Raw genomic sequence first — 22507 nt, forward strand, 5'->3', positions numbered from 1 at the left:
CGACCTTTTTGCCCGGAAAAGCACCCTGACCAATGCCGTCCAAGTCGTACCAAACCCTTGATCTAGACGCATTGGTCCGAGCCTCCCGGGGGCTCGTGCTGATGTGTGCCGTTGCGCTGGCGGGCTGCCAGAGCGCCGTTCACAAGCCCGAGGACGCGGGCCAGGACACCGACCTTGCCGTCGGCATGCAACAACAGACCCAGTGGCTGGAAGAAGTACCGGCCGAAGCGCGCGAACCCCAGGACATCTGGGAGCGCATGCGCAAGGGCTTCGCCCTGCAGGACGAGATCGGCGTCAACCCGCGCATCGAGCAGCAGCGCCTGTGGTTCGTCAGCAACCCCTCCTTCGTCGAGAACGCCAGCCAACGCGGCAGCCTCTATATCCACTACATTGTCGAGCGTCTCGAAGAGCGCAAGATGCCGTTGGAACTGGCCCTGCTGCCGGTGATCGAGAGCGCCTACAACCCCTTCGCCTATTCCCGCGCCGATGCCGTGGGCCTGTGGCAGTTCATCCCGTCCACCGGCCGCCATTTCAACCTGCGCCAGACCAGCTGGTACGACGGCCGCCGTGACATCACCGCCTCCACCAACGCGGCCATGGATTACCTCGGCCGCCTGCACGAGATGTTCAACGGCGACTGGCTGCTGGCCCTGGCCGCCTATAACGCCGGCGAAGGCACGGTGAGCCGCGCCATCGAGCGCAACCAGAAGCTGGGCCTGCCCACCGACTACTGGAACCTGCCGCTGCCCCAGGAAACCCGCGACTACGTGCCCAAGCTGCTGGCCCTGTCCCAGGTTGTGGGCGCGCCCGAAGCCTACGGTGTGAACCTCAGCCCCATCGCCAACGAGCCCTACTTCGAAGTGGTCGAGTTGAAGCAGCGCATGGACCTCTCCCGCGTGGCCGCCATGGCCCAGGTGGACGAGGACGAGCTGTACCAGCTCAACCCCGCCTTCAAGAAACGCATCACCGTGGACGGCCCGCAGCAGCTGCTGGTGCCCACCGAGAAGGCCGAGCTGCTGGCCGCCAACCTGTCGCTGATGAAGCCCCAGGACCTGGTGGAATGGCAGGAGTACAAGGTGCGCAACGGCGACAGCCTGCACGGCATCGCCAACCGTTACCACGTGACGGTGAACACCCTGAAGGAGATCAACGGGCTTTCCGGCAACCACCTGCGCGTGGGCCAGGCCCTGAGCATCCCCGTGGAGCCGGGCGTGAAGCCGAGCCAGCCGCTGTTCCAGAACCTGGCCCGTGCCGAGGAGCGCCCGAGCACAACGGCCCGTACCTACAAGGTTAAGAGCGGCGACAACCTCTGGCAGATCGCCAAGCAGACCAAGGTCGACGTGAGTGATATCAAGCGCTGGAACCGCCTCTCCGGCAATTCGCTGAAAGTCGGCCAGAGCCTGGCATTGCAGGCCCCCGGCCAGCCAAGCGCGAAAAGCACTGCGCGCATGGTCGCCGCGGTCGACAAGCCCGGCCGTGACGCGGTGACCTACTACAAGGTCAAGGAAGGCGACTCGCTCTACGTGATCGCCAAGCGCTTCAAGGTCGAGATGAAGCACCTGCAGCGCTGGAACCCGCGCAGCGGCCACGCCCTCAAGCCGGGCCAGACCCTCACGCTCTACCTGCCCTGACCCTTGCTCAGCGCCTCCAGGCAGCGCCCGGCCAGCTGGGCGAAGCGCTGGAAGGCGACGAACTGCTCATGTTTCAAGGCCCTGCCCGATAGCCGGCAGTCGGCGTAGATCACCCCGATCTCCCGGCTGCCCGCGCGCAACGGCGCGACGAAGAACATGCCCTGGCCGAACCAGCGGCGCATGGGCTGGCTGACCAGTTCGTTGAGGCTGTAGCTGGCCGGAATCCCCATCCACAACGCCTCGCGGCTGCGCAGCACGTAGCTGAACAGGTGCGGCTGCTCGGGCAACTCCGCCGGCAGCTCGAACTCAGTGAGCCAGTGCCCGCTGCCCTCACCCACCGCCCGCTTGGCGCGGAAGCGGGTCTGGCGGTCGGCGAGCACGGCGATCATCACCCGCTCCAGCCCGACGCCCTGGTGCAGGCCCTTGCACAGGGTGTCGAGAATCAGCCCGACATCGGCACTGCTCGACACCATCATCCCCAGGTCCTGCAGGGCTTGCTGCATCAACAACAGGTCGGGCTGCAGCAGCCGCGCCTTGCGCTGGGCCTGCTGCTGCAACAGCAGTTCGGGGTCGGTGTTGGGGATCAGGGCGCAGAGCTTGCTGGCGCCGAAGGTCGCCGCCACCTTCACCGCCTCGTCGGCGCTGGCCAGCACCTGCTGCATGGCCTCCTCGGGGGTGACGCCGATGAAGGTCGCCAACTGCTGCACCAGCTTGCCCATCTGCGCCGAATCCCAGCCCTCCAGCGCTGCCTCGCTGATGCGCACGCCGAGGTTCACGGCCTTCACCGACGGGTCGTTCTGCGCGCCGCCGCCCTGGGCCAGGGCGACGATCTCGCCGAGGTTCCAGCTCTTCACCAGGCCGCCGCTGAGCTGGCGGAAGCTGGTGCCCAGCACCTGGCGCACCGCCTCGTCCTCGTCGGCACCCGGTTGTGCCAGGGCACTGGCCAGCTCATCAGCCTGTTCGCCACCGCAGCCCCAGAAGGCCAGCTCGCCCAGGTGGTAGAGCAAGGCGGCGATGAACACCTCCTCCTGGTCTCGGGTGAGCACGTAGCCGGCGATGTTGCGTGCCTGCACGGCGGCATGGAAGGAGCGCGCGAGCAGCTCCTGCAGTTGCTCGCGCGGTGCGCGGGTGAGCAGGCCGTCGATCAGCGACAGCGAGAGACCGATCAGCCGCACGTTGTCGAAGCCGATCAGCACGATGGCCCGCGAAATGGTGCGGATGGTCTCCTGGGAGGGGTTGTAATAGACGCTATTGCCGACCCGCAGCACCTTGGAGGTGAGCGCGGCGTCGCGCAAGAGCACGTCGGCCAACTGCTGGACCGACGCCTTGTCGTGTTGCGCCAGCTTGTGCAGGTCCTGCACCACCGCGGCGAGAGCGGGCAAATCCGCCTGATTGAGCCTGTCGATCCATGACTGCAAACCATGGCTACGTGAACCCAAGATAGGAACCCCTGCACGTTTTCCCGAAGTGTAGTCAAAATGCTGGCCATCCGGCCTGGGGCCAGCCCTTTTTCCAGTGGATACAAGCTGTTACTGTACCTGTCGAAACGCCCGTCCGACGGCTCCCGCCGAGGGCCCAGAGAAGATGAAGCCGGCGGCTGGCCCGTCCGAGGTTCCCATGCCCTGCCAGGCTCACGACCCCACCCCAGACCACCCTGCCATGGACCGGACACACGCCTGATGCGTCGCCTCCTCCTCCTGCTGATCAGCCTGGCCGCCAGTGGCCCGGTGGCCGCGACCATCAGCGAGAGCCATGGCTATGCCCAGTTCGGCGCACTCAAGTACCCCGAGACCTTCAGCCACTTCGACTGGGTCAACCCCGACGCCCCCAAGGGCGGCACCCTGCGGGTGATGGCCTTCGGCACCTTCGACACCCTCAACCCTTACACCTTCAAGGGCAGCAGCCCGGTCTCCACGCCCAACTTCCTGCAATACGGCGTGACCGAGCTGAACGAGCCGCTGATGGCCGGCACCGGGGCCTACGACCCCTCGGGCGACGAGCCGGCGTCCAGCTACGGGCTGATCGCCAGGAGCGTGGAGTACAACGAGGACCGCAGCTGGGTGGTGTTCAACCTGCGCCCGGAAGCGCGCTTTCACGACGGTCAGCCGATCACCGCCTACGACGTCGCCTTCTCCTACCGCACCCTGGTGAGCAGCGGCCACCCGCAGTACCGCACCAGCCTGCAGGAAGTGCAGCGGGTCGATATCCTCAACCGCCACCGCATCCGTTTCGTGCTCAAGCGCGCGGGCAACCCGCTGCTGATCCTGCGTCTGGGCGAGATGCCGGTACTGCCGCAACACTATTGGAAGAACCGCGACTTCAAGGCCACCAGCTTCGATGTGCCCCTGGGCAGCGGCCCCTATCGCATCACCCAGGTACGCCCCGGGCGCGGGCTGGTGTTCGAGCGGGTCAAGGACTGGTGGGGCGAGAAGCTGCCGGTGAACCGCGGCAAGTACAACTTCGACCGCGTCGAGGTGGAGTTCTACCGCGACAGCAACGTCGCCTTCGAAGCCTTCAAGGCCGGCGAATTCGATTTCTACATCGAGCACCAGGCGAAGAACTGGGCCAACGGCTACCGCTTCCCGGCCATCGCCCGGGGCGACGTGATCCGCGCGGAGATCCCCCACCAGATTCCCACCCAGACCCAGGCGCTGTTCATGAACACCCGCCGCGCGACCTTCCAGGATCGCCGCGTGCGCGAGGCCATGGGCCTGATGTTCGATTTCGAGTGGACCAACCGCGCGCTGTTCAACAACGCCTATGCGCGGGCCCGCAGCTACTACCCCAACAGCGAATTCGAGGCCACCGGCAAACCCGAAGGCCAGGAGTGGCTGCTGCTTTCGCCCTACCGCGAGCAGCTACCGGCGAAGCAGTTCACCGAGCCCTTCAAGGTGCCGGAAACCGATGGCCGTGGCATTCCCAGGGAAACCCTGCGCCGTGCATTGGGTCTATTGGCCGACGCCGGCTGGAAGCTCTCCGGCCAGCGTCTGCTCAACAGCCGTGGCGAACCGCTGCGTTTCGAAATCCTGCTGGTTAATCCGAACCTTGAACGCATCCTCCAGCCCTACAGCGAAAACCTCGCCAGCATCGGCATCGACGTCACCCTGCGGACCGTCGACCGCGCCCAGTACAAGCAACGCCTGGACCATTTCGACTACGACATGATCCTGATGACCCTGGCCCAGACCCTCAGCCCCGGACTGGAGCAGTCGCTCTACTTCCATTCCAGCCAGGCCTCGGTGAAGGGCAGCAAGAACTACGCGGGCATCGCCAACCCGGTGGTGGACGCCATGGTCGAGAAACTCCTCGGCGCCCAGACCCGCGACGAGCAGGTGGCCGCCGGCCGCGCCCTGGACCGCACGCTGCTCTGGCAGCACTACAGCATTCCCAACTGGTACATCAACTACCACCGCCTGGCGTACCGCAACAGGTTCGCCTTCGTCACCACGCCGCCCTATACCCTGGGCCTGCGCGCCTGGTGGCTGAAGCCCACGGAGAAATCCCGATGAGCAAGACCCTGCGCTCCCTTTGCCTGAGCGGCTGCGGCGCATTGCTGCTGACCCTCGCCGGTATCGCCCATGCCGAGCCCCGGCACGCGATCACCCTCTACGACGAGGCGCCCAAGTACCCGGCGAACTTCAAGCACTTCAGCTGGGTGAACCCCGACGCGCCCAAGGGCGGCACCTTGCGCCTTTCCGGCTACGGCGGCTTCGACAGCCTCAACGAGTTCATCCCCAAGGGCACCGCGGCGGGCCAGCTGGGGCTGATCCACGACACCCTGACCTACCACTCCCCCGACGAGCCCTTCACCGAATACGGGCTGCTCGCCGAGAAGATCGAGAAGGCCCCGGACAACAGCTACGTGCGCTTCTACCTGAACCCCAAGGCACGCTTCAATGACGGCACCCCGGTGACCTCGGAGGACGTGGTGTTCACCTTCAACACCCTGGTGGAGCACGGCGATCCGATGTACCGCCACTACTACTCCGACGTGGCCCAGGTGGTGGCCGAGGACAAGCAGCGCGTGCGCTTCGACTTCAAGCACCCGGGCAACCGCGAGCTGCCGCTGATCCTCGGGCAGATCCAGGTGCTGCCCAAGCACTGGTGGGCCACCCGCGACTTCTCCAAGAACACCCTGGAGCCGCCACTGGGCAGCGGCCCCTACCGCATCACCAAGGTGGACGCCGGGCGGGCGATCCGCTTCGAGCGGGTCAAGGACTGGTGGGGCAAGGACCTGCCGGTGAACCGCGGCTACTACAACTTCGACGTCATCACCGTGGACTACTACCGCGACATGTCGGTGGCGCTGGAGGCCTTCAAGGCCGGCCAGTTCGACTTCAACCTGGAATACTCCGCCAAGGACTGGGCCACCGGCTACGACAGCCCGGCCCTGCGCGCTGGCAAGATCATCAAGCAGGCCATCCCCAACCACAATCCGGTGGGCATGCAGGGCTTCGCCTTCAACATCCGCCGGCCGCTGTTCCAGGACCGCCGCGTGCGCGAGGCCATCGCCTCGCTGTTCGACTTCGAGTGGACCAACAAGCAGCTGTTCTTCGGCTCCTACAAGCGCACCCGGAGCTTCTTCGAGAACTCCGAAATGGCCGCCACCGGCCTGCCCAGCGAAGCCGAGCTGAAGATTCTGGAACCCTTGCGCGGGCAGATCCCCGACGAGGTCTTCAGCGAAGTGTTCCAGCCGCCGGTGAGCGATGGCAGCGGCATCATCCGCGAGCAGAAGCGCCGCGCCTACAAGCTGCTGACCGACGCCGGCTACCGCATCGAGAACGACAAGATGGTCGGCCCCGACGGCAAGCCCCTGGCCTTCGAGATCATGATCGCCCAGGCCAACCTGGAGCGGGTGATCCTGCCGTTCAAGCGCAACCTGTCCGAGCTGGGCATCGACCTGACCATCCGCCGCGTCGACGTCTCGCAGTACATGAACCGCCTACGCTCGCGGGACTACGACATGGTCCCCGGCACCTGGGGCCAATCCAACTCGCCGGGCAACGAGCAGATGGAGTTCTGGCACTCGCGCAGTGCCGACAGCGCCGGCAGCCGCAACTTCATCGGCCTGCGCGACCCGGCCATCGACAAGCTGGTGGAGGGCCTGATCCGCGCCGACTCGCGGCAGAGCCTGATCGACCACTCCCGCGCCCTCGACCGGGTGCTGCTGTGGGGCAATTACGTGGTGCCCAACTACTACGTGGACACCTGGCGCGTGGCCTACTGGAACCAGTTCGATCGCCCCGCCACCACGCCGCTCTATGACTTCGGCATGCTCACCTGGTGGAAGAAGCCCGACGCCAAGGCCGACACCCCCGAGCAGGCCGACGCTGACGCCGCCCCGGCCGACACCGCACAGACCGAGGAAGCGCAGTAATGCTCGCCTACATCCTGCGGCGCCTGCTGCTGATCATCCCCACCCTGTTCGGCATCCTGCTGATCAACTTCATCATCATCCAGGCCGCCCCCGGCGGCCCCGTGGAGCAGATGATCGCCAAGCTGGAAGGCTTCGACGCGGCCGCCGGCGGGGCCACCGGGCGCATCTCCGGCGGCGGCGCCGAGGTCTCCGTGGCCGGCTCCAACTACCGCGGCGCCCAGGGCCTGGACCCGGAGCTGATCAAGGAAATCGAGAAGATGTACGGCTTCGACAAGCCGGCCCACGAACGCTTCTGGCTGATGATCAAGAACTACCTGCACTTCGACTTCGGCAACAGCTTCTTCCGCGACGCCAAGGTCACCGACCTGATCATCGAGAAAATGCCGGTGTCGATCTCCCTGGGACTGTGGAGCACGCTGATCATGTACCTGGTCTCGGTGCCCCTGGGCATCGCCAAGGCGGTGCGCCACGGCAACGCCTTCGACGTCTGGACCAGCACCGCGATCATCGTCGGCTACGCCATCCCCGCCTTCCTCTTCGCCATCCTGCTGATCGTGCTGTTCGCCGGCGGCAGCTACTACGACTGGTTCCCCCTGCGCGGGCTGACCTCCAACAACTTCGACGAGCTGAGCCTGGGCGGCAAGCTGCTGGACTACCTCTGGCACCTGGCGCTGCCGGTGCTGGCGCTGGTGATCGGCAACTTCGCCACCCTCACCTTCCTGACCAAGAACAGCTTCCTCGACGAGATCAACAAGCAGTACGTGATCACTGCCCGCGCCAAGGGCCTGTCGGAGAACCGCGTGCTCTACGGCCATGTGTTCCGCAACGCCATGCTGCTGATCATCGCCGGCTTCCCCGCCGCCTTCATCGGCATGTTCTTCACCGGCTCGCTGCTGATCGAGGTGATCTTCTCCCTCGATGGCCTGGGCCTGCTGAGCTTCGAATCAGCGCTGAACCGCGACTACCCCGTGGTGTTCGGCACCCTGTTCATCTTCACCCTGCTGGGACTGATCGTGAAACTGATCGGCGACATCACCTACACCCTGGTCGATCCGCGCATCGACTTCGAAAGCCGGGAGGGCTGACATGCAACTCTCGCCAATCAATCGACGTCGCTTCGAGCGCTTCAAGGCCAACAAGCGTGGCTGGTGGTCGCTCTGGCTGTTCCTCGTGCTGTTCATCGCCAGCCTGGGCGCCGAACTCATCGCCAACGACAAGCCGCTGGCCGTGCGCTACGACGGCGAGTGGTACTTCCCGGTGTTCAAGCGCTACCCTGAAACCGCCTTCGGTGGCGAATTCCCCCTGGAAGCCAACTACAAGACGCCCTACATCCGCGAGCTGATCGCCGCCAAGGACGGGCAGATGATCTGGCCGCCGGTGCCCTTCAGCTACGAAACCATCAACTACGACCTCAAGGTGCCGGCCCCCGCGCCGCCCTCCGCCGACAACCTGCTGGGCACCGACGACCAGGGCCGCGACGTGCTGGCGCGGGTCATCTACGGCTTCCGCATCTCGGTGCTGTTCGCCCTGACGCTGACCATCCTCAGCTCCATCATCGGCGTGATCGCCGGCGCCCTGCAGGGCTTCTACGGCGGCTGGGTGGACCTGGCCGGGCAGCGCTTCCTGGAAATCTGGTCGGGCCTGCCGGTGCTCTACCTGCTGATCATCCTGGCCAGCTTCGTGCAGCCGAACTTCTGGTGGCTGCTGGGCATCATGCTGCTGTTCTCCTGGATGAGCCTGGTGGACGTGGTGCGCGCGGAGTTCCTCCGCGGCCGCAACCTGGAGTACGTGCGCGCAGCCCGGGCGCTAGGCATGCAGAACGGCGCGATCATGTTCCGCCACATCCTGCCCAACGCCATGGTCTCGACCATGACCTTCATGCCCTTCATCCTCACCGGCGCCATCGGCACCCTCACCGCCCTGGACTTCCTCGGCTTCGGCCTGCCGCCCGGCGCGCCGTCCCTGGGCGAGCTGGTGTCCCAGGGCAAGGCCAACCTGCAGGCCCCCTGGCTGGGCATCAGCGCCTTCGCCGTACTCGGCGTGATGCTGACCCTGCTGGTGTTCATCGGCGAAGCCGCCCGCGATGCCTTCGACCCGAGGAAGTGAGATGAGCGAGAACCTGATTGAAATCCGCGACCTCGCGGTCGAATTCGTCACCGGCCAGCACACCCAGCGGGTGATCGAGGGCGTGAGCTTCGACATCCGCAAGGGCGAGACCCTGGCCCTGGTGGGCGAGTCCGGCTCGGGCAAGTCGGTCACCGCGCACTCCATCCTGCGCCTGCTGCCCTACCCGCTGGCCCGTCACCCCGCCGGCAGCATCACCTACGCCGGCAAGGACCTGCTCAAGCTGCCCGAGGCCAAGCTGCGCGGCATCCGTGGCAACCGCATCGCCATGGTCTTCCAGGAGCCCATGACCTCGCTCAACCCGCTGCACAGCATCGAGAAGCAGATCAAGGAAGTGCTGGCCCTGCACAAGGGCATCAGCGGCAAGGCCGCCACCCAGCGCACCCTGGAGCTGCTGGAGCTGGTGGGCATCCCGGAGCCGGCCAAGCGCCTCAAGGCCTACCCCCACGAACTCTCCGGCGGCCAGCGCCAGCGGGTGATGATCGCCATGGCCCTGGCCAACGAGCCGGAGCTGCTGATCGCCGACGAGCCGACCACCGCGCTGGACGTCACCGTGCAGCTGAAGATCCTCGAGCTGCTCAAGGAATTGCAGGCCCGCCTGGGCATGGCGCTGCTGCTGATCACCCACGATCTGAACCTGGTGCGACGTATCGCGCATCGCGTATGTGTCATGCAGCGCGGTTGCATCGTCGAACAGGCGTCGTGTGAAGAATTGTTCCGTGCACCGCAGCATCCCTACACCCGGGAACTGCTCGCCGCCGAGCCTTCGGGCAAGCCGGTGGACAGCCCGCAGGGGCCGCCGTTGCTGGAAGTTGACGACCTGCGTGTGTGGTTCCCGGTGAAAAAGGGATTGCTGCGACGCACCGTCGACCATGTGAAAGCCGTGGACGGCATCGACTTCACCCTGCACCAGGGCCAGACCCTGGGCATCGTGGGTGAAAGCGGTTCCGGCAAGTCCACGCTGGGCCTGGCGATTCTCCGGCTGCTCGGCAGCCAGGGCGCCATCCGCTTCCAGGGCCAGCCCCTGGATGGGCTTTCGCAGAAGGATGTACGGCCGTTCCGGCGCCAGATGCAGGTGGTGTTCCAGGACCCCTTCGGCAGCCTGAGCCCACGCATGTGCGTGGGCCAGATCGTCGGGGAAGGCCTGCGGATCCATGGCATGGGCACCGAGGCGGAGCAGGAACAGGCCATCATCGACGCGCTCCTGGAGGTAGGACTGGACCCGGAAACCCGGAACCGCTACCCCCACGAGTTTTCCGGCGGGCAACGGCAACGGATCGCCATTGCCCGGGCATTGGTGCTGAAACCGGCGCTGATACTGCTGGACGAGCCCACTTCGGCGCTCGACCGGACGGTGCAGCGCCAAGTGGTGGAGTTACTGCGTTCGTTGCAGGCCAAGTACAACCTGACCTACCTGTTCATCAGCCATGACCTGGCGGTGGTCAGGGCCCTGAGCCACCACCTGATGGTGGTCAAGCACGGCAAGGTGGTTGAACAGGGGCCTGCCGAGGCGATCTTCGCCGCACCGCAGCACACTTATACGAAGCAGTTGCTGGAAGCCGCATTCCTGGCTCCGGAAACTGCCAATTAACCAGAAGAGGAAGAACGCACATGGGTTTTCTCGCCGGTAAGCGCGTACTGATCGTTGGCGTCGCCAGCAAACTGTCCATCGCATCGGGCATCGCTGCTGCCATGCACCGTGAGGGCGCCGAGCTCGCCTTCACCTACCAGAACGAAAAGCTGAAGGGCCGTGTGGAAGAGTTCGCCGCAGGCTGGGGCTCCAACGCCGACCTGTGCTTCCCTTGCGACGTCGCCAATGACGACGAGATCGCAGCCGTATTCGAAGCCCTGGGCAAGAAGTGGGACGGCCTGGACATCATCGTCCACTCCGTCGGCTTCGCCCCGGGTGACCAACTGGATGGCGACTTCACCGACGTCACCACCCGCGAAGGCTTCCGCATCGCCCACGACATCAGCGCCTACAGCTTCGTGGCCCTGGCCAAGGCCGGTCGCGAGCTGATGAAGGGCCGCAACGGCAGCCTGCTGACTCTGTCCTACCTGGGCGCGGAACGCACCATGCCCAACTACAACGTGATGGGCATGGCCAAGGCCAGCCTGGAAGCGGGCGTCCGCTACCTGGCCGGCAGCCTCGGCCCGGAAGGCACCCGCGTCAACGCCATCTCCGCCGGCCCAATCCGCACCCTGGCTGCCTCCGGCATCAAGAGCTTCCGCAAGATGCTCGCCGCCAACGAGAAGCAGACCCCGCTGCGCCGCAACGTCACCATCGAGGAAGTCGGCAACGCCGGCGCCTTCATCTGCTCCGACCTGGCGTCGGGCATCAGCGGTGAAATCCTCTACGTCGACGGTGGCTTCAACACCACCGCCATGGGCGCGATCGAAGACTGATCTCCCCGGACATGAAAAAGCCCGCCTGATGGCGGGCTTTTTCATGGGCGCTCGAAACGCACCGGTGCTCAACCTGTCGTCCGGACGTAGCCCGGGCTTTAGCCCAGGGGATCGAGACACAGAAGACACAGAAACTCCACCCTCCCCTTTTCTCCGGGCATGAAAAAGGCCGCTTCGCAGCGGCCTTCTCCAAATCACGCCAGGGCGATCAGAAACGCTCGACCTTGGCTTCGGCTTCCAGCTGGCGGCGGTAGGCAGCGAAATCCTGCTGACCGCTGCGCGAGGCGAGGAAACGGGCGTACATGGCCTTGTCCTGCTCGGACAGGGCGTCTTCAGGCTGGCTCACACCGTTCAGGCGGATCACCACGTAGTCGCCGTTGCTCAGCTTCAGGGAGGAGAAGGTCGGCTTGTCGGCCGACTCCGGCTTGCCCATGCGGAACAGCGTCTGCAGCAGGGCCGGGTCTACACCCTCCTGGCTGCGAGTGGCGGCTTCGACCACGTTCCAGGTCTGGCCTTGCGGCGCCTGGGTGGCCGGAGTCTTGCCTTCACGCAGGCTGGCGAGCAGCTCGTCGGCCTTGGCCTTGACGGCTTCGCTGGCCTTTTCCTGGGTCAGGTGCTGGCGGATGCTGTCGCTGACGGACGCCAGTTCCAACTGCTGTGGCTTGCGGTGTTCCTTGGCACGCAGGACGACCACGGTGTCCGGGTCCAGCTCGATGGCGCCGCTGTTACCGCCGTCTTCCAGCACTTCAGGGCTGAAGGCAGCCTGCAGCACCTGGCGGTTGGCGGCCAGGCCTTCGCCGCCTTCACGACCGAAGGGGGCGCTGGTCTGGACCTTGAGGTTCAGCTCCTGGGCGGGTTGGGCCAGGTCGGAAGCTTCGAACGCGGAGTCTTCCAGTTCCTTGGTGGCCTCGACGAAGCGCTGTTCGACCTGCTGGGTCTTCAGCTCGCGGACCATCTTCTCCTTGAGGCTGTCGAAGCTCGGCACTTCAGGTGCCTGGATCGCCAGCAGCTTGATCAGGTGCAGGCCATAGGGCGTGGTCACCGGAGCGGAGACTTCGTCCTTCTTCAGGGCGTAGAGCGCGTCCTCGAAGGCCGGTTCGTAAACACCACGACCGGCGAAGCCGAGGTCACCCCCATTGGCGGCGGAACCGGGGTCCTGGGACAGTTCCTTGGCCAAAGCGGCGAAGTCTTCGCCTTTGTCCAGGCGCTGCTTGATCTCGTCGATCTTCGCCTTGGCCTGCTCGGCGGTCTGCTGATCGTTCACTTCGATCAGGATGTGGGCCGCATCGCGCTGCTCGGAGAGGTTGCCGATCTCCTTGTCGTACTGGGCCTTGAGGTCGTCTTCGCTGACCTCGACCTGACCGAAGAAGGCTTCCTTCTTCAGCTCGACGTATTCGAGCACGACCTGCTCGGGGCTCATGAACTGGCCCTTGTGCTCGTCGTAGTAAGCCTGGATTTCTTCGTCGCTCACCTGGACGGCCTTGGGATCGGCCTTGAATGTCAGGGTGGCGAAATCACGGGTCTGCTTCTCCAGACGGGCAAAGGCGCGTACTTCTTCGTCGGTGACGAAGCCGCTACCAGCCAGGCCGGCGCGGAGCTGGCCGACGAGCATTTCCTGCTCGAGCATCTGGCGGAACTGCAGGCGGGTGTAGTTCATCTGGCGAATCACCTGATCGAAGCGATCAGAGTTGAATTTGCCATCGACCTGGAATTCGGGAGTTTGCAGGATCAGTTGATCCAGAGCGGGTTGCGAGAAGGCGAAGCCGGATGACTTGGCGCCTTGCAGCAGCAGCTTGCGCTCGATCAGGCCCTTGAGGGCGGCTTCACGCAGCAGCTTGTCGTCGAGCTGGGAGGCGTCGAAGTCCTTGCCCAGTTGCTGCATCAGCTGGCGGCGCTGCATGTCTGCGGCCTGGCTCAGTTGGTCGAGGGTGATTTCCTCGCCGTTGACCTTGGCAGCGTCCTGGCGGTTGCTGGTGGCATTGAAGATGGCATCGAAGCCCGTCAGCGCGAGCAACGCGATGATGACGCCGATAATGGTCTTGGCAATCCATCCCTGTGAATTGTCCCTGATGTTCTGCAGCATGCGTCCCCCAGAAACGGCTGTACCAAAAAACCAGCCGCGCAGCGCGGGTAGAGTCCATATATAAGAAAGGCGCATCCGAGGATGCGCCTTCTCTCTTAACTGGCGGAGCGGTCGGAAGCTAAGGCTTCCAGGACGCGAGGTATTCCTCGTGGTCTACCGCTCCGCTGCCAGCCGGGACAAAGCCCCTGCTGGAAGGGCAAAGCCCGAAAGACGCTTAGTTGACGGCGTCTTTCAGAGCTTTACCAGCTTTGAAGCCAGGGATCTTGGCAGCAGCGATCTTGATCGGCTTGCCAGTCTGCGGGTTACGGCCAGTGCGAGCAGCGCGCTCTTTCACAGCGAAAGTACCGAAACCTACCAGCACCACGGAATCACCAGCCTTCAGAGCGCCAGTGACGGATTCGATAACTGCGTCCAGCGCACGGCCAGCGACAGCTTTCGGGATATCAGCAGATGCGGCGATGGCATCGATCAGTTCCGACTTGTTCACTCTTAAGTCCCCTTATTTCTGTTGAGTTTGTTTCTTAGTTGTTTGGTGTAAGCAAAGCGGGTGCTGGATGGCCTGCTGACACACGAGAGCCGCTTTATAACAAGGGCTCGAAAAATGTGTCAAGAAAGCCCCCCGGCTAATGCGTGCTGATTCGCTCCTTGGAATCAGACTCGCGCTTGTCATCCTTTGCAACCATCTCGGGAGCCGCATCGGGCAAGGGCTCCGGGGCGTATTGCAGCGCAATTTGCAGGACCTCGTCAATCCATTTAACAGGTTTAATGGCCAGGTCTTGCTTGATATTTTCGGGAATCTCTTTCAGATCACGAACATTCTCTTCGGGAATGATCACGGTCTTGATCCCACCCCGGTGAGCAGCCAGCAATTTCTCTTTCAACCCACCGATTGCGAGTACCTGACCACGCAGGGTGATCTCACCGGTCATGGCCACATCGGCCCGCACGGGAATCTGCGTCATCGCCGAAACCAGCGCGGTGCACATGCCGATGCCGGCGCTCGGGCCGTCCTTCGGCGTCGCCCCTTCGGGCATGTGGATGTGAATGTCGCGCTTCTCGTGGAAGTCCGCAGGGATACCGAGGCTTTTCGCACGACTGCGCACAACCGTCAGCGCGGCAGTGATCGACTCCACCATCACGTCACCCAGGGAGCCGGTCTTGGTCAGCTGCCCCTTGCCCGGGACCACAGCGGCCTCGATGGTCAGCAGTTCGCCACCGACCTGGGTCCAGGCGAGCCCGGTGACTTGGCCGATCTGGTCCTGCAGCTCGGCAAGGCCGTAGCGGAACTTGCGAACGCCGAGGAAGTGCTCGAGGGACTCGGCGGTGACCAGCACCTTGAAGCGCTTCTCGCGGGCATGCTCCTTGACCGCCTTGCGGCAGACCTTGGCCAGTTGCCGCTCGAGGCTGCGCACCCCGGCCTCGCGGGTGTAGTAGCGGATGATGTCGCGGATGGCCGCTTCGTCGAACTCCAGCTCGCCCTTCTTCAGGCCGTTGGCCTGGGTCTGCTTGGGTGCGAGGTACTTGGTGGCGATGTTGACCTTCTCGTCCTCGGTGTAACCGGGCAGACGGATCACTTCCATGCGGTCCAGCAGCGGTGCCGGAATGTTCATGGAGTTGGCGGTGCACAAGAACATCACGTCGGAAAGGTCGTAGTCGACTTCCAGGTAATGGTCGTTGAAGTTGTGGTTCTGCTCGGGGTCGAGCACCTCCAGCAGCGCCGAGGCGGGGTCGCCGCGCATGTCGCTGCCCATCTTGTCGATTTCGTCCAGCAGGAACAGCGGGTTGCGCACCCCGACCTTGGTCATCTTCTGGATCAGGCGACCCGGCATGGAGCCGATGTAGGTACGACGGTGACCGCGAATTTCAGCTTCGTCACGCACGCCGCCCAGGGCCATGCGTATGAATTTGCGGTTGGTGGCACGGGCGATGGACTCGGCCAGCGAGGTCTTGCCTACGCCAGGCGGGCCGACCAGGCAGAGCACCGGGCCCTTGACCTTCTTCACGCGCTTCTGCACGGCGAGGTATTCGAGGATGCGGTCCTTGACCTCTTCGAGGCCGTAGTGGTCAGCGTCGAGAATGTCTTCGGCCTTGGCCAGATCGAGACGCACCTTGCTCTCGGCCTTCCACGGCACATTGACCAGCCAATCGATATAGGAGCGTACGACAGTGGCTTCAGCGGACATCGGCGACATCTGCTTCAGCTTGTTCAGCTCGGCATTGGCCTTGGTCAACGCCTCCTTGGTCAAGCCAGCGTTATCGATGCGCTTCTTCAGCTCCTCGATCTCGTTGTGCCCTTCGTCGATGTCGCCCAACTCCTTCTGAATGGCCTTCATCTGCTCATTCAGGTAGTACTCGCGTTGGCTGCGCTCCATCTGTTTCTTCACGCGACCCCGGATACGCTTCTCGACCTGCAGCAGGTCGATTTCGGCATCCAGCAGCGCCAGCACGTGCTCGACACGCTCGGGCAGCTCGGTGATTTCGAGGATTTCCTGCTTCTGCTCGATCTTCAGCGCCATATGGGCAGCCATGGTGTCGACCAGACGCCCGGGCTCATCGATGCTGTTCAGCGAAGAAAGGACTTCAGCGGGCACTTTCTTGCCCAGCTGTACATACTGCTCGAACTGGCTGAGCAGGCTGCGGGTGAAGACTTCGGACTCGCGCTCGCCGGCGTCGACTTCCTCGATGAGGGTCACCTCGGCACGGCAATGGCCGTCCACCTCGGTGAAACGCTCGATGGAGCCCCGCTGCTCACCCTCCACCAGCACCTTGACGGTGCCATCGGGCAGCTTCAGCAGTTGCAGGACGGTCGCGACGGTGCCAACACGGTACAGGGCATCTTCGCCCGGATCGTCATCGGCCGGATTCCTCTGCGCCAACAGAAGAATTTGCTTGTCCCCGGTCATCGCGGCTTCGAGGGCCTCGATGGATTTTTCACGGCCCACGAACAGTGGGATGACCATATGCGGATAGACCACGACATCACGCAATGGCAGGAGAGGCAATTCAACGGTTGTCTTCATGATTTCAGCTCTACAGCGGCCAATGGCCGGTAACAGATGGGATAACCCTGGGACCTAAGATGGGGGCAGGTCTGGGAAAAAACAAGCGCTGTAGTAGGAAATGCAAAGGGGCCCGGAGGCCCCTTTGTTTCATCAAGCGTCAGGCGCGGCCTTGGCCGGCTGCTCGCTGTTCTCGTAGATCAGCAAGGGCTTGGAAGTGCCTTCAATGACGCTCTCGTCGATCACCACCTTGCTCACCTCGGTTTGCGAGGGGATTTCATACATGGTGTCGAGAAGGATGCCTTCGAGGATAGAGCGGAGGCCACGGGCGCCGGTTTTGCGCTCCAGGGCACGGTGAGCAACGGCCTTCAGCGCATCGGGACGGAATTCGAGGTCAACCCCCTCCATCTCGAAGAGCTTGGCGTATTGCTTGGTCAGTGCGTTCTTTGGTTCGGTGAGGATCTGCATCAGCGCAGGCTCATCGAGCTCGTCCAGTGTGGCGATGACCGGCAGACGACCGACGAACTCGGGGATAAGCCCGAATTTCACCAGGTCTTCCGGCTCGGCATCCCGCAGCGCTTCACCGACTTTCTTGCCCAGGTCGACGCTACGGACTTCGGCATTGAAGCCGATGCCGCCACGAGCGGAACGGTTCTGGATGACTTTTTCCAGGCCGGCAAAGGCGCCACCGCAGATGAACAGGATGTTGCGCGTGTCCACTTGCAGGAACTCCTGCTGCGGGTGCTTACGGCCGCCCTGGGGAGGAACCGAAGCGACGGTGCCCTCGATGAGCTTCAGCAGCGCCTGCTGCACGCCCTCGCCCGAAACATCGCGGGTGATGGACGGGTTGTCGGACTTGCGCGAAATCTTGTCGATTTCGTCGATGTAGACGATGCCCATCTGGGCCTTCTCGACATCGTAATCGCACTTCTGCAGCAGCTTCTGGATGATGTTCTCGACGTCCTCACCCACGTAGCCCGCCTCGGTGAGGGTGGTGGCATCGGCGATGGTGAAGGGAACGTTGAGCAGACGGGCCAGGGTCTCGGCCAGCAGCGTCTTGCCCGAACCGGTCGGGCCGATCAGCAGGATGTTGCTCTTGCCGAGTTCGATATCGTCTTTCTTGTCACGCTGGTTCAGGCGCTTGTAGTGGTTGTAGACCGCTACGGCCAGCACCTTCTTGGCACGTTCCTGACCAATGACGTACTGATCGAGGATGGTGCGGATTTCCTTGGGCGCCGGCAGCTTGTGCGCGTTGTTCTCGGCCTGGGCTTCCTGCACCTCCTCGCGGATGATGTCATTGCACAGGTCCACGCACTCGTCGCAGATAAAGACCGAGGGGCCGGCAATCAATTTGCGTACTTCGTGCTGGCTTTTGCCGCAGAAGGAGCAATAGAGCAGCTTGCCGTTGTCCTCGCCATTGCGGGTGTCAGTCATTCGATCAATCCAATCGGGATAGGCATGAAACACAAGATGAAGGCAAATGCGGGCATTTTCAAGCCCGCGAGGCGGCCGGACATCTTCCGGCCGCGGTATTGCGGAACGGCTTAGCTCGCCAGTTGGCGCTTGCTATGGACCTGATCGATGAGGCCGTATTTGACCGCTTCTTCACCGCTCATGAAGTTGTCGCGGTCGGTGTCGCGGGCTATCACGTCGATCGGCTGACCGGTGTGGTCGGCGAGGATCTTGTTCAGGCGCTCACGGATGGTGAGAATCTCACGGGCGTGGATCTCGATATCCGAAGCCTGGCCCTGGAAGCCACCCAGCGGCTGGTGGATCATCATCCGCGAGTGCGGCAGGCAGTAACGCTTGCCAGCAGCGCCACCGGCGAGCAGGAGCGCGCCCATGCTGCAGGCCTGGCCGATGCAGGTGGTGGAGACGTTGGGCTTGATGAACTGCATGGTGTCGTAGATCGACATGCCAGCAGTCACCGAACCACCCGGGGAGTTGATGTAGAGGTGGATATCCTTGTCGGGGTTCTCCGCTTCGAGGAAGAGGAGCTGCGCCACGACCAGGTTGGCCATGTAGTCCTCGACCGGGCCGACCAGGAAGATCACCCGCTCCTTCAGGAGACGCGAGTAGATGTCGTAGGCACGTTCGCCACGGGCGGACTGCTCGATCACCATCGGCACGAGGCCACCGGCGGCCTGGATATCAGGGAACTGTTGCTGCATATAAGAATTGCGGGACATGTCCAGCGATCACTCCCTAAATAATGTCATGTCTCAAAGACGCATAAGCCAGCGCGAAGGCTGGCTTATGGTGTGCTCGAACGAGGCGAAACGATCAGTCGGCTTGCGGAGCTTCTACCGGCTTGACTGCATCTTCGTAGGAGACCGCTTTGTCGGTCACGTTGGCCTTCTGCAGGACAGTATCTACAACTTGTTCTTCCAGCACAACAGAACGCACTTCGTTCAGTTGCTGGTCGTTCTTGTAGTACCAGGCCACTACTTGCTCGGGCTCCTGATAAGCGGAAGCCATTTCCTCGATCAGCTCGCGAACGCGGGCGTCATCGGGCTTCAGCTCGAACTGCTTGACCACTTCGGCGACGATCAGGCCCAGCACGACGCGGCGCTTGGCTTGCTCTTCGAACAGCTCGGCCGGCAGTTGGTCGGGTTTGATGTTGCCACCGAACTGCTGGACGGCCTGCACGCGCAGACGGTTCACTTCGTTGCCGATCAGGGCCTTCGGCACTTCGATCGGGTTGGCAGCCAGCAGGCCGTCCATTACCTGGTTCTTGACCTTGGACTTGATGGCCTGGCGCAGTTCACGCTCCATGTTCTTGCGGACTTCGGCGCGGAAACCTTCCAGGCCGCCTTCCTTGATGCCGAACAGGGTGAAGAACTCGTCGTTCAGTTCCGGCAGCTGGGGAGCGGAAACGCTGTTCACGGTAACGGTGAACTCAGCGGTCTTGCCGGCCAGGTCGAGGTTCTGGTAGTCCTCGGGGAAGGTCGGGGTGATGACCCGCTCTTCACCAGCCTTGACGCCAACCAGGGCATCTTCGAAGCCCGGGATCATGCGGCCGGAGCCCAGCACCAGGGCAGTGCCCTTGGCGGAACCGCCAGCGAAGGCTTCGCCATCGATCTTGCCGACGAAATCGATGTTCAGCTGGTCGCCGTTCTCGGCAGCGCGATCAACCGCTTCGAAGCGGGTGTTCTGCTTGCGCAGGATTTCCAGCATGTTGTCGACATCGGCGTCAGCCACGTCGGCTTGCAGGCGCTCGATGGCGATGGAATCGAAACCGGCAACCTGGAACTCGGGGAAGACTTCGAAGGTGGCGATGAATTCCAGGTCCTTGCCCTTCTCGAACACTTTCGGCTCGACGGCAGGCTGGCCAGCCGGGTTGAGCTTCTGCTCGACGACGGCTTCATAGAAGGAGGACTGGATCAGGTCACCCAGGACTTCCTGACGAGCGGAATCTTCGTAGCGCTGACGGATCACGCTCATGGGCACCTTGCCCGGGCGGAAGCCAGCGACCTTGGCGCGACGAGCAGTCTGCTGAAGACGCTTGGTGACCTCGGTCTCGATCCGCTCAGCCGGAACGCCAACAGTCATACGGCGCTCGAGAGCGGAGGTGCTTTCAACAGAAACTTGCATGGATATTCCTCGTTGCAGACGTTAGCCGGCCGGACCGGCCCCATAATCAAGGGCATGCATTCTAGTGGAGCGAAAAGCAGAAGTCACCCCAGCGGCAACGGCAGATGCAACACCGCTTTTCATACCCTCTCGAACACCGCGCCGCGCCCCCGCCCAAGCACCGGAACAGAGGCCTTCAGGCCGACGGATACGCTGTGTTACGCACCACTGGAGTGCAACTCACGGAGGGTGCTTATAATGCGCCACGCCTCCCGCCGACCGACGAACAACCATGGATAGCCACGCCCTCAGCAAGGTAATGCTGGTCGAGGACGATCAGAAGCTCGCCCGCCTGATGTCCCTCTACCTCTCCGAACACGGCTTCGAGGTACGCCAGGTGCACCGGGGCGACACCGCCCTCGACGCCTTCGTCGAATTCCGCCCCCAGGCGGTGATGCTCGACCTCATGCTCCCCGGCCAGAGCGGCCTGCACGTGTGCCGCGAAATCCGCCGCATCGCCGATACGCCGATCCTCATGCTCACCGCCAAGGAAAGCGACCTCGACCACATCCTCGGCCTCGAATCCGGCGCCGACGACTACGTGATCAAGCCCATCGAGCCGCCCGTCCTGCTCGCCCGCCTGCGCGCCCTGCTGCGGCGCCATGCCCCCTTGGCCGGTGAGCGCGACAGCCTGGAGTTCGGCCGCCTGAACATCGACCGCCGCCGTCGCGGCGCCGAACTGGGCGGCCAGGACATCGAGCTCACCACCATGGAGTTCGAACTGCTCTGGCTGCTAGCCGGACAGGCGGGGGAGATTCTCTCCCGCGACGAAATCCTCAATCGCACCCGCGGCATCGGCTTCGACGGCCTCAACCGCAGCGTCGACGTCTGCATCAGCAAGCTGCGCGCCAAGCTGCTGGACAACCCACGCGAGCCCGTGCGGATCAAGACCGTCTGGGGCAAGGGCTACCTGTTCAACCCCCTGGGCTGGGAGAGCTGAACCATGCTGCGCCTGTTCCTGCGCCTCTATCTATTGCTCGCGGTGGGCTTCGGCGGCGCCATCTTCGTGGTCGACCACGTCATCTCCACCCTCTTCGCCCCCAGCCTCGAGGAATACAACCGCGAAGCGGTGCGCGGCCAGGCCTACGCCCTCACCGAACGCCTGCGCCAACTGGACGCTGCCGGCCGCGCGCGCCAGATGGATGACTGGCGCCCCCACTACGGCCTGCACCTGGAACTGAAGGACGCCAGCGACCTCGCCCTGGACGAGCGCGAGCGCAAGCTGATCCTCAACAACCTGCTGGTCACCCGCGAGAACTACACCCGCTATATAAGCCGCATCGACGATGGGCCGCAGCTGCTGGTGATCGACCTGCCCGCCGAACCGGCCGGCACCCTGCTCTTCACCATCGGCGCCTACCTGTTGCTGGGCTTCCTGGTGGGCCTGGTGCTGTTCCTCTGGGTCCGCCCGCACTGGCGCAACCTGGAAACCCTGCGCCTGGCCGCCCAGCGTTTCGGTGACGGCGACCTCGGCACCCGCACCCCGGTGTTCCGTGGCTCCGACTGCCGCAAGCTGGCGGAGCACTTCAACCAGATGGCCGATCGCATCGAAAGCCTGATCAGCAACCAGCGCGAGCTGACCAACGCCGTCTCCCATGAGCTACGCACTCCCATCGCCCGACTCAGCTTCGAACTGGAACAGATGGCGCGCCGCTCCGACCACCCGGACCACCAGGCCCTGGTGGACGACATGCGCGCCGACCTGGGCGAGCTGGAAGGCATGGTTTCCGAACTGCTCACCTATGCCCGCCTGGAACACAGCGCCGTCGGCTCGCACCGCGAGACCATCGACGCTGCCAGCTGGCTGGAAAGCGTGGTGGCCGACGTGGCGCTGGAGGCGGAAGCCGCCGGCGTGCGCTGCGAAATCCGCGCCTGCGAAGTGGACAGCCTGCGCATGGAGCCGCGCTTCATGGCCCGCGCGGTGATCAACCTGCTGCGCAACGCCATCCGCCATGCCGAACGGCGGGTGGGTATCGCCCTCCTCCAGATCGGCGACAACTACCAGATCCAGGTCGATGACGACGGCCCCGGCATCCCCGAGGAATCCCGCCAGCGGGTCTTCGAGCCCTTCTCGCGCCTGGATGAAAGCCGCGATCGTCGCACCGGCGGCTTCGGCCTGGGCCTGGCCATCGTCCACCGGGTCGCCCAATGGCACGGTGGCCACGCCGAAGTGCTGGACGCCCCCCAAGGCGGCGCCTCCTTCCGCCTCAGCTGGGGCCGCCAGGGCTGAAGCGGCGCTTCACAATCTTTCACA

General features: G+C 63.8%; 16 protein-coding genes. 9 read left to right on the plus strand and 7 right to left on the minus strand.

The features are described 5' to 3' along the window. The first annotated feature begins 32 nt into the window (after nucleotides 1-32). Nucleotides 33-1631, plus strand: coding sequence for a lytic transglycosylase domain-containing protein (locus PI990_RS21810; protein ID WP_271658455.1), 1599 nt, complete (start codon nucleotides 33-35; stop codon nucleotides 1629-1631). Here PI990_RS21810 and PI990_RS21815 read toward each other — a convergent pair. Continuing rightward, entirely contained in the window at nucleotides 1619-3070 is a 1452-nt protein-coding gene (locus PI990_RS21815) for an HDOD domain-containing protein (RefSeq protein ID WP_271658456.1), read from the minus strand. The two genes, PI990_RS21810 and PI990_RS21815, sit on opposite strands and share 13 nt — an antisense overlap. Before the next feature lie 240 nt (nucleotides 3071-3310). On the opposite strand from PI990_RS21815, the gene PI990_RS21820 reads away from it, so the two are divergent. Genes PI990_RS21820 through fabI form a run of 6 tightly spaced genes read left to right on the plus strand, consistent with a single transcriptional unit; the run spans nucleotide 3311 to nucleotide 11538 of the window. Continuing rightward, nucleotides 3311-5140, plus strand: a complete 1830-nt coding sequence (locus PI990_RS21820) for an extracellular solute-binding protein (protein WP_021221800.1) — start codon at nucleotides 3311-3313, stop codon at nucleotides 5138-5140. Then, nucleotides 5137-7008 (plus strand): extracellular solute-binding protein, encoded by a 1872-nt coding sequence (locus PI990_RS21825; RefSeq protein WP_184488009.1) that lies wholly within the window; start codon nucleotides 5137-5139, stop codon nucleotides 7006-7008. Before PI990_RS21820 ends, PI990_RS21825 begins: the two co-directional genes overlap by 4 nt. Continuing rightward, a complete protein-coding gene (locus PI990_RS21830; RefSeq protein ID WP_184488008.1) occupies nucleotides 7008-8093 on the plus strand; it encodes a microcin C ABC transporter permease YejB in 1086 nt (361 codons plus the stop codon). The genes PI990_RS21825 and PI990_RS21830 overlap by 1 nt, the downstream gene beginning before the upstream one ends. 1 nt (nucleotide 8094) lies before the next feature. Next, a complete protein-coding gene (locus PI990_RS21835; protein WP_263400788.1) occupies nucleotides 8095-9114 on the plus strand; it encodes an ABC transporter permease in 1020 nt (339 codons plus the stop codon). 1 nt (nucleotide 9115) lies between these two features. Beyond that, nucleotides 9116-10723 carry an ABC transporter ATP-binding protein gene (locus PI990_RS21840; protein ID WP_043243325.1) on the plus strand — a complete coding sequence of 536 codons (1608 nt, stop codon included), beginning with the start codon at nucleotides 9116-9118 and terminating at the stop codon, nucleotides 10721-10723. Nucleotides 10724-10743: 20 nt separating this feature from the next. After that, a complete protein-coding gene (gene fabI / locus PI990_RS21845) occupies nucleotides 10744-11538 on the plus strand; it encodes an enoyl-ACP reductase FabI (RefSeq protein ID WP_043243326.1) in 795 nt (264 codons plus the stop codon). A gap of 208 nt (nucleotides 11539-11746) precedes the next feature. Here fabI and PI990_RS21850 read toward each other — a convergent pair whose 3' ends face one another. The 6 genes from PI990_RS21850 to tig all read right to left on the minus strand — a co-directional run bounded on the left by PI990_RS21850 (nucleotide 11747) and on the right by tig (nucleotide 20214). Beyond that, nucleotides 11747-13621, minus strand: a complete 1875-nt coding sequence (locus tag PI990_RS21850; RefSeq protein ID WP_271658457.1) for a SurA N-terminal domain-containing protein — start codon at nucleotides 13619-13621, stop codon at nucleotides 11747-11749. A 214-nt stretch (nucleotides 13622-13835) separates the two neighbouring features. Next, nucleotides 13836-14108, minus strand: coding sequence for a nucleoid-associated protein HU-beta (gene hupB / locus PI990_RS21855; RefSeq protein WP_003087931.1), 273 nt, complete (start codon nucleotides 14106-14108; stop codon nucleotides 13836-13838). Nucleotides 14109-14244: 136 nt separating this feature from the next. Further along, nucleotides 14245-16641: an endopeptidase La gene (gene lon, locus PI990_RS21860; protein WP_043243329.1), complete on the minus strand. Its 2397-nt coding sequence runs from the start codon at nucleotides 16639-16641 to the stop codon at nucleotides 14245-14247. Between the two features lie 132 nt (nucleotides 16642-16773). Further along, a complete protein-coding gene (gene clpX, locus PI990_RS21865; protein WP_271658458.1) occupies nucleotides 16774-18054 on the minus strand; it encodes an ATP-dependent Clp protease ATP-binding subunit ClpX in 1281 nt (426 codons plus the stop codon). Nucleotides 18055-18164: 110 nt separating this feature from the next. Then, nucleotides 18165-18809 carry an ATP-dependent Clp endopeptidase proteolytic subunit ClpP gene (clpP, locus tag PI990_RS21870; RefSeq protein WP_031288134.1) on the minus strand — a complete coding sequence of 215 codons (645 nt, stop codon included), beginning with the start codon at nucleotides 18807-18809 and terminating at the stop codon, nucleotides 18165-18167. 94 nt (nucleotides 18810-18903) lie between these two features. Continuing rightward, nucleotides 18904-20214: a trigger factor gene (gene tig, locus PI990_RS21875; protein ID WP_031288132.1), complete on the minus strand. Its 1311-nt coding sequence runs from the start codon at nucleotides 20212-20214 to the stop codon at nucleotides 18904-18906. Between the two features lie 271 nt (nucleotides 20215-20485). On the opposite strand from tig, the gene PI990_RS21880 reads away from it, so the two are divergent. Together PI990_RS21880 and PI990_RS21885 are read left to right on the plus strand one after the other, a co-directional pair. Next, nucleotides 20486-21193 carry a response regulator gene (locus PI990_RS21880; RefSeq protein WP_021220501.1) on the plus strand — a complete coding sequence of 236 codons (708 nt, stop codon included), beginning with the start codon at nucleotides 20486-20488 and terminating at the stop codon, nucleotides 21191-21193. A gap of 3 nt (nucleotides 21194-21196) precedes the next feature. After that, nucleotides 21197-22483, plus strand: a complete 1287-nt coding sequence (locus PI990_RS21885) for an ATP-binding protein (RefSeq protein ID WP_271658459.1) — start codon at nucleotides 21197-21199, stop codon at nucleotides 22481-22483. Nucleotides 22484-22507 lie beyond the last annotated feature (24 nt).

The sequence above is a fragment of the Pseudomonas sp. TUM22785 genome (genome assembly GCF_028198105.1).
Lineage (GTDB): Bacteria > Pseudomonadota > Gammaproteobacteria > Pseudomonadales > Pseudomonadaceae > Metapseudomonas > Metapseudomonas solani.

Coding starts and splice junctions, on each gene's coding strand:
- PI990_RS21885 (WP_271658459.1), top strand. CDS start 21,197: ATGCTGCGCCTGTTCCTGCGCCTCTATCTATTGCTCGCGGTGGGCTTC.
- clpX (WP_271658458.1), bottom strand. CDS start 18,054: ATGACTGACACCCGCAATGGCGAGGACAACGGCAAGCTGCTCTATTGC.
- PI990_RS21835 (WP_263400788.1), top strand. CDS start 8,095: ATGCAACTCTCGCCAATCAATCGACGTCGCTTCGAGCGCTTCAAGGCC.
- clpP (WP_031288134.1), bottom strand. CDS start 18,809: ATGTCCCGCAATTCTTATATGCAGCAACAGTTCCCTGATATCCAGGCC.
- PI990_RS21810 (WP_271658455.1), top strand. CDS start 33: ATGCCGTCCAAGTCGTACCAAACCCTTGATCTAGACGCATTGGTCCGA.
- PI990_RS21825 (WP_184488009.1), top strand. CDS start 5,137: ATGAGCAAGACCCTGCGCTCCCTTTGCCTGAGCGGCTGCGGCGCATTG.
- fabI (WP_043243326.1), top strand. CDS start 10,744: ATGGGTTTTCTCGCCGGTAAGCGCGTACTGATCGTTGGCGTCGCCAGC.
- lon (WP_043243329.1), bottom strand. CDS start 16,641: ATGAAGACAACCGTTGAATTGCCTCTCCTGCCATTGCGTGATGTCGTG.
- tig (WP_031288132.1), bottom strand. CDS start 20,214: ATGCAAGTTTCTGTTGAAAGCACCTCCGCTCTCGAGCGCCGTATGACT.
- PI990_RS21840 (WP_043243325.1), top strand. CDS start 9,116: ATGAGCGAGAACCTGATTGAAATCCGCGACCTCGCGGTCGAATTCGTC.
- PI990_RS21880 (WP_021220501.1), top strand. CDS start 20,486: ATGGATAGCCACGCCCTCAGCAAGGTAATGCTGGTCGAGGACGATCAG.
- PI990_RS21820 (WP_021221800.1), top strand. CDS start 3,311: ATGCGTCGCCTCCTCCTCCTGCTGATCAGCCTGGCCGCCAGTGGCCCG.
- PI990_RS21830 (WP_184488008.1), top strand. CDS start 7,008: ATGCTCGCCTACATCCTGCGGCGCCTGCTGCTGATCATCCCCACCCTG.
- PI990_RS21850 (WP_271658457.1), bottom strand. CDS start 13,621: ATGCTGCAGAACATCAGGGACAATTCACAGGGATGGATTGCCAAGACC.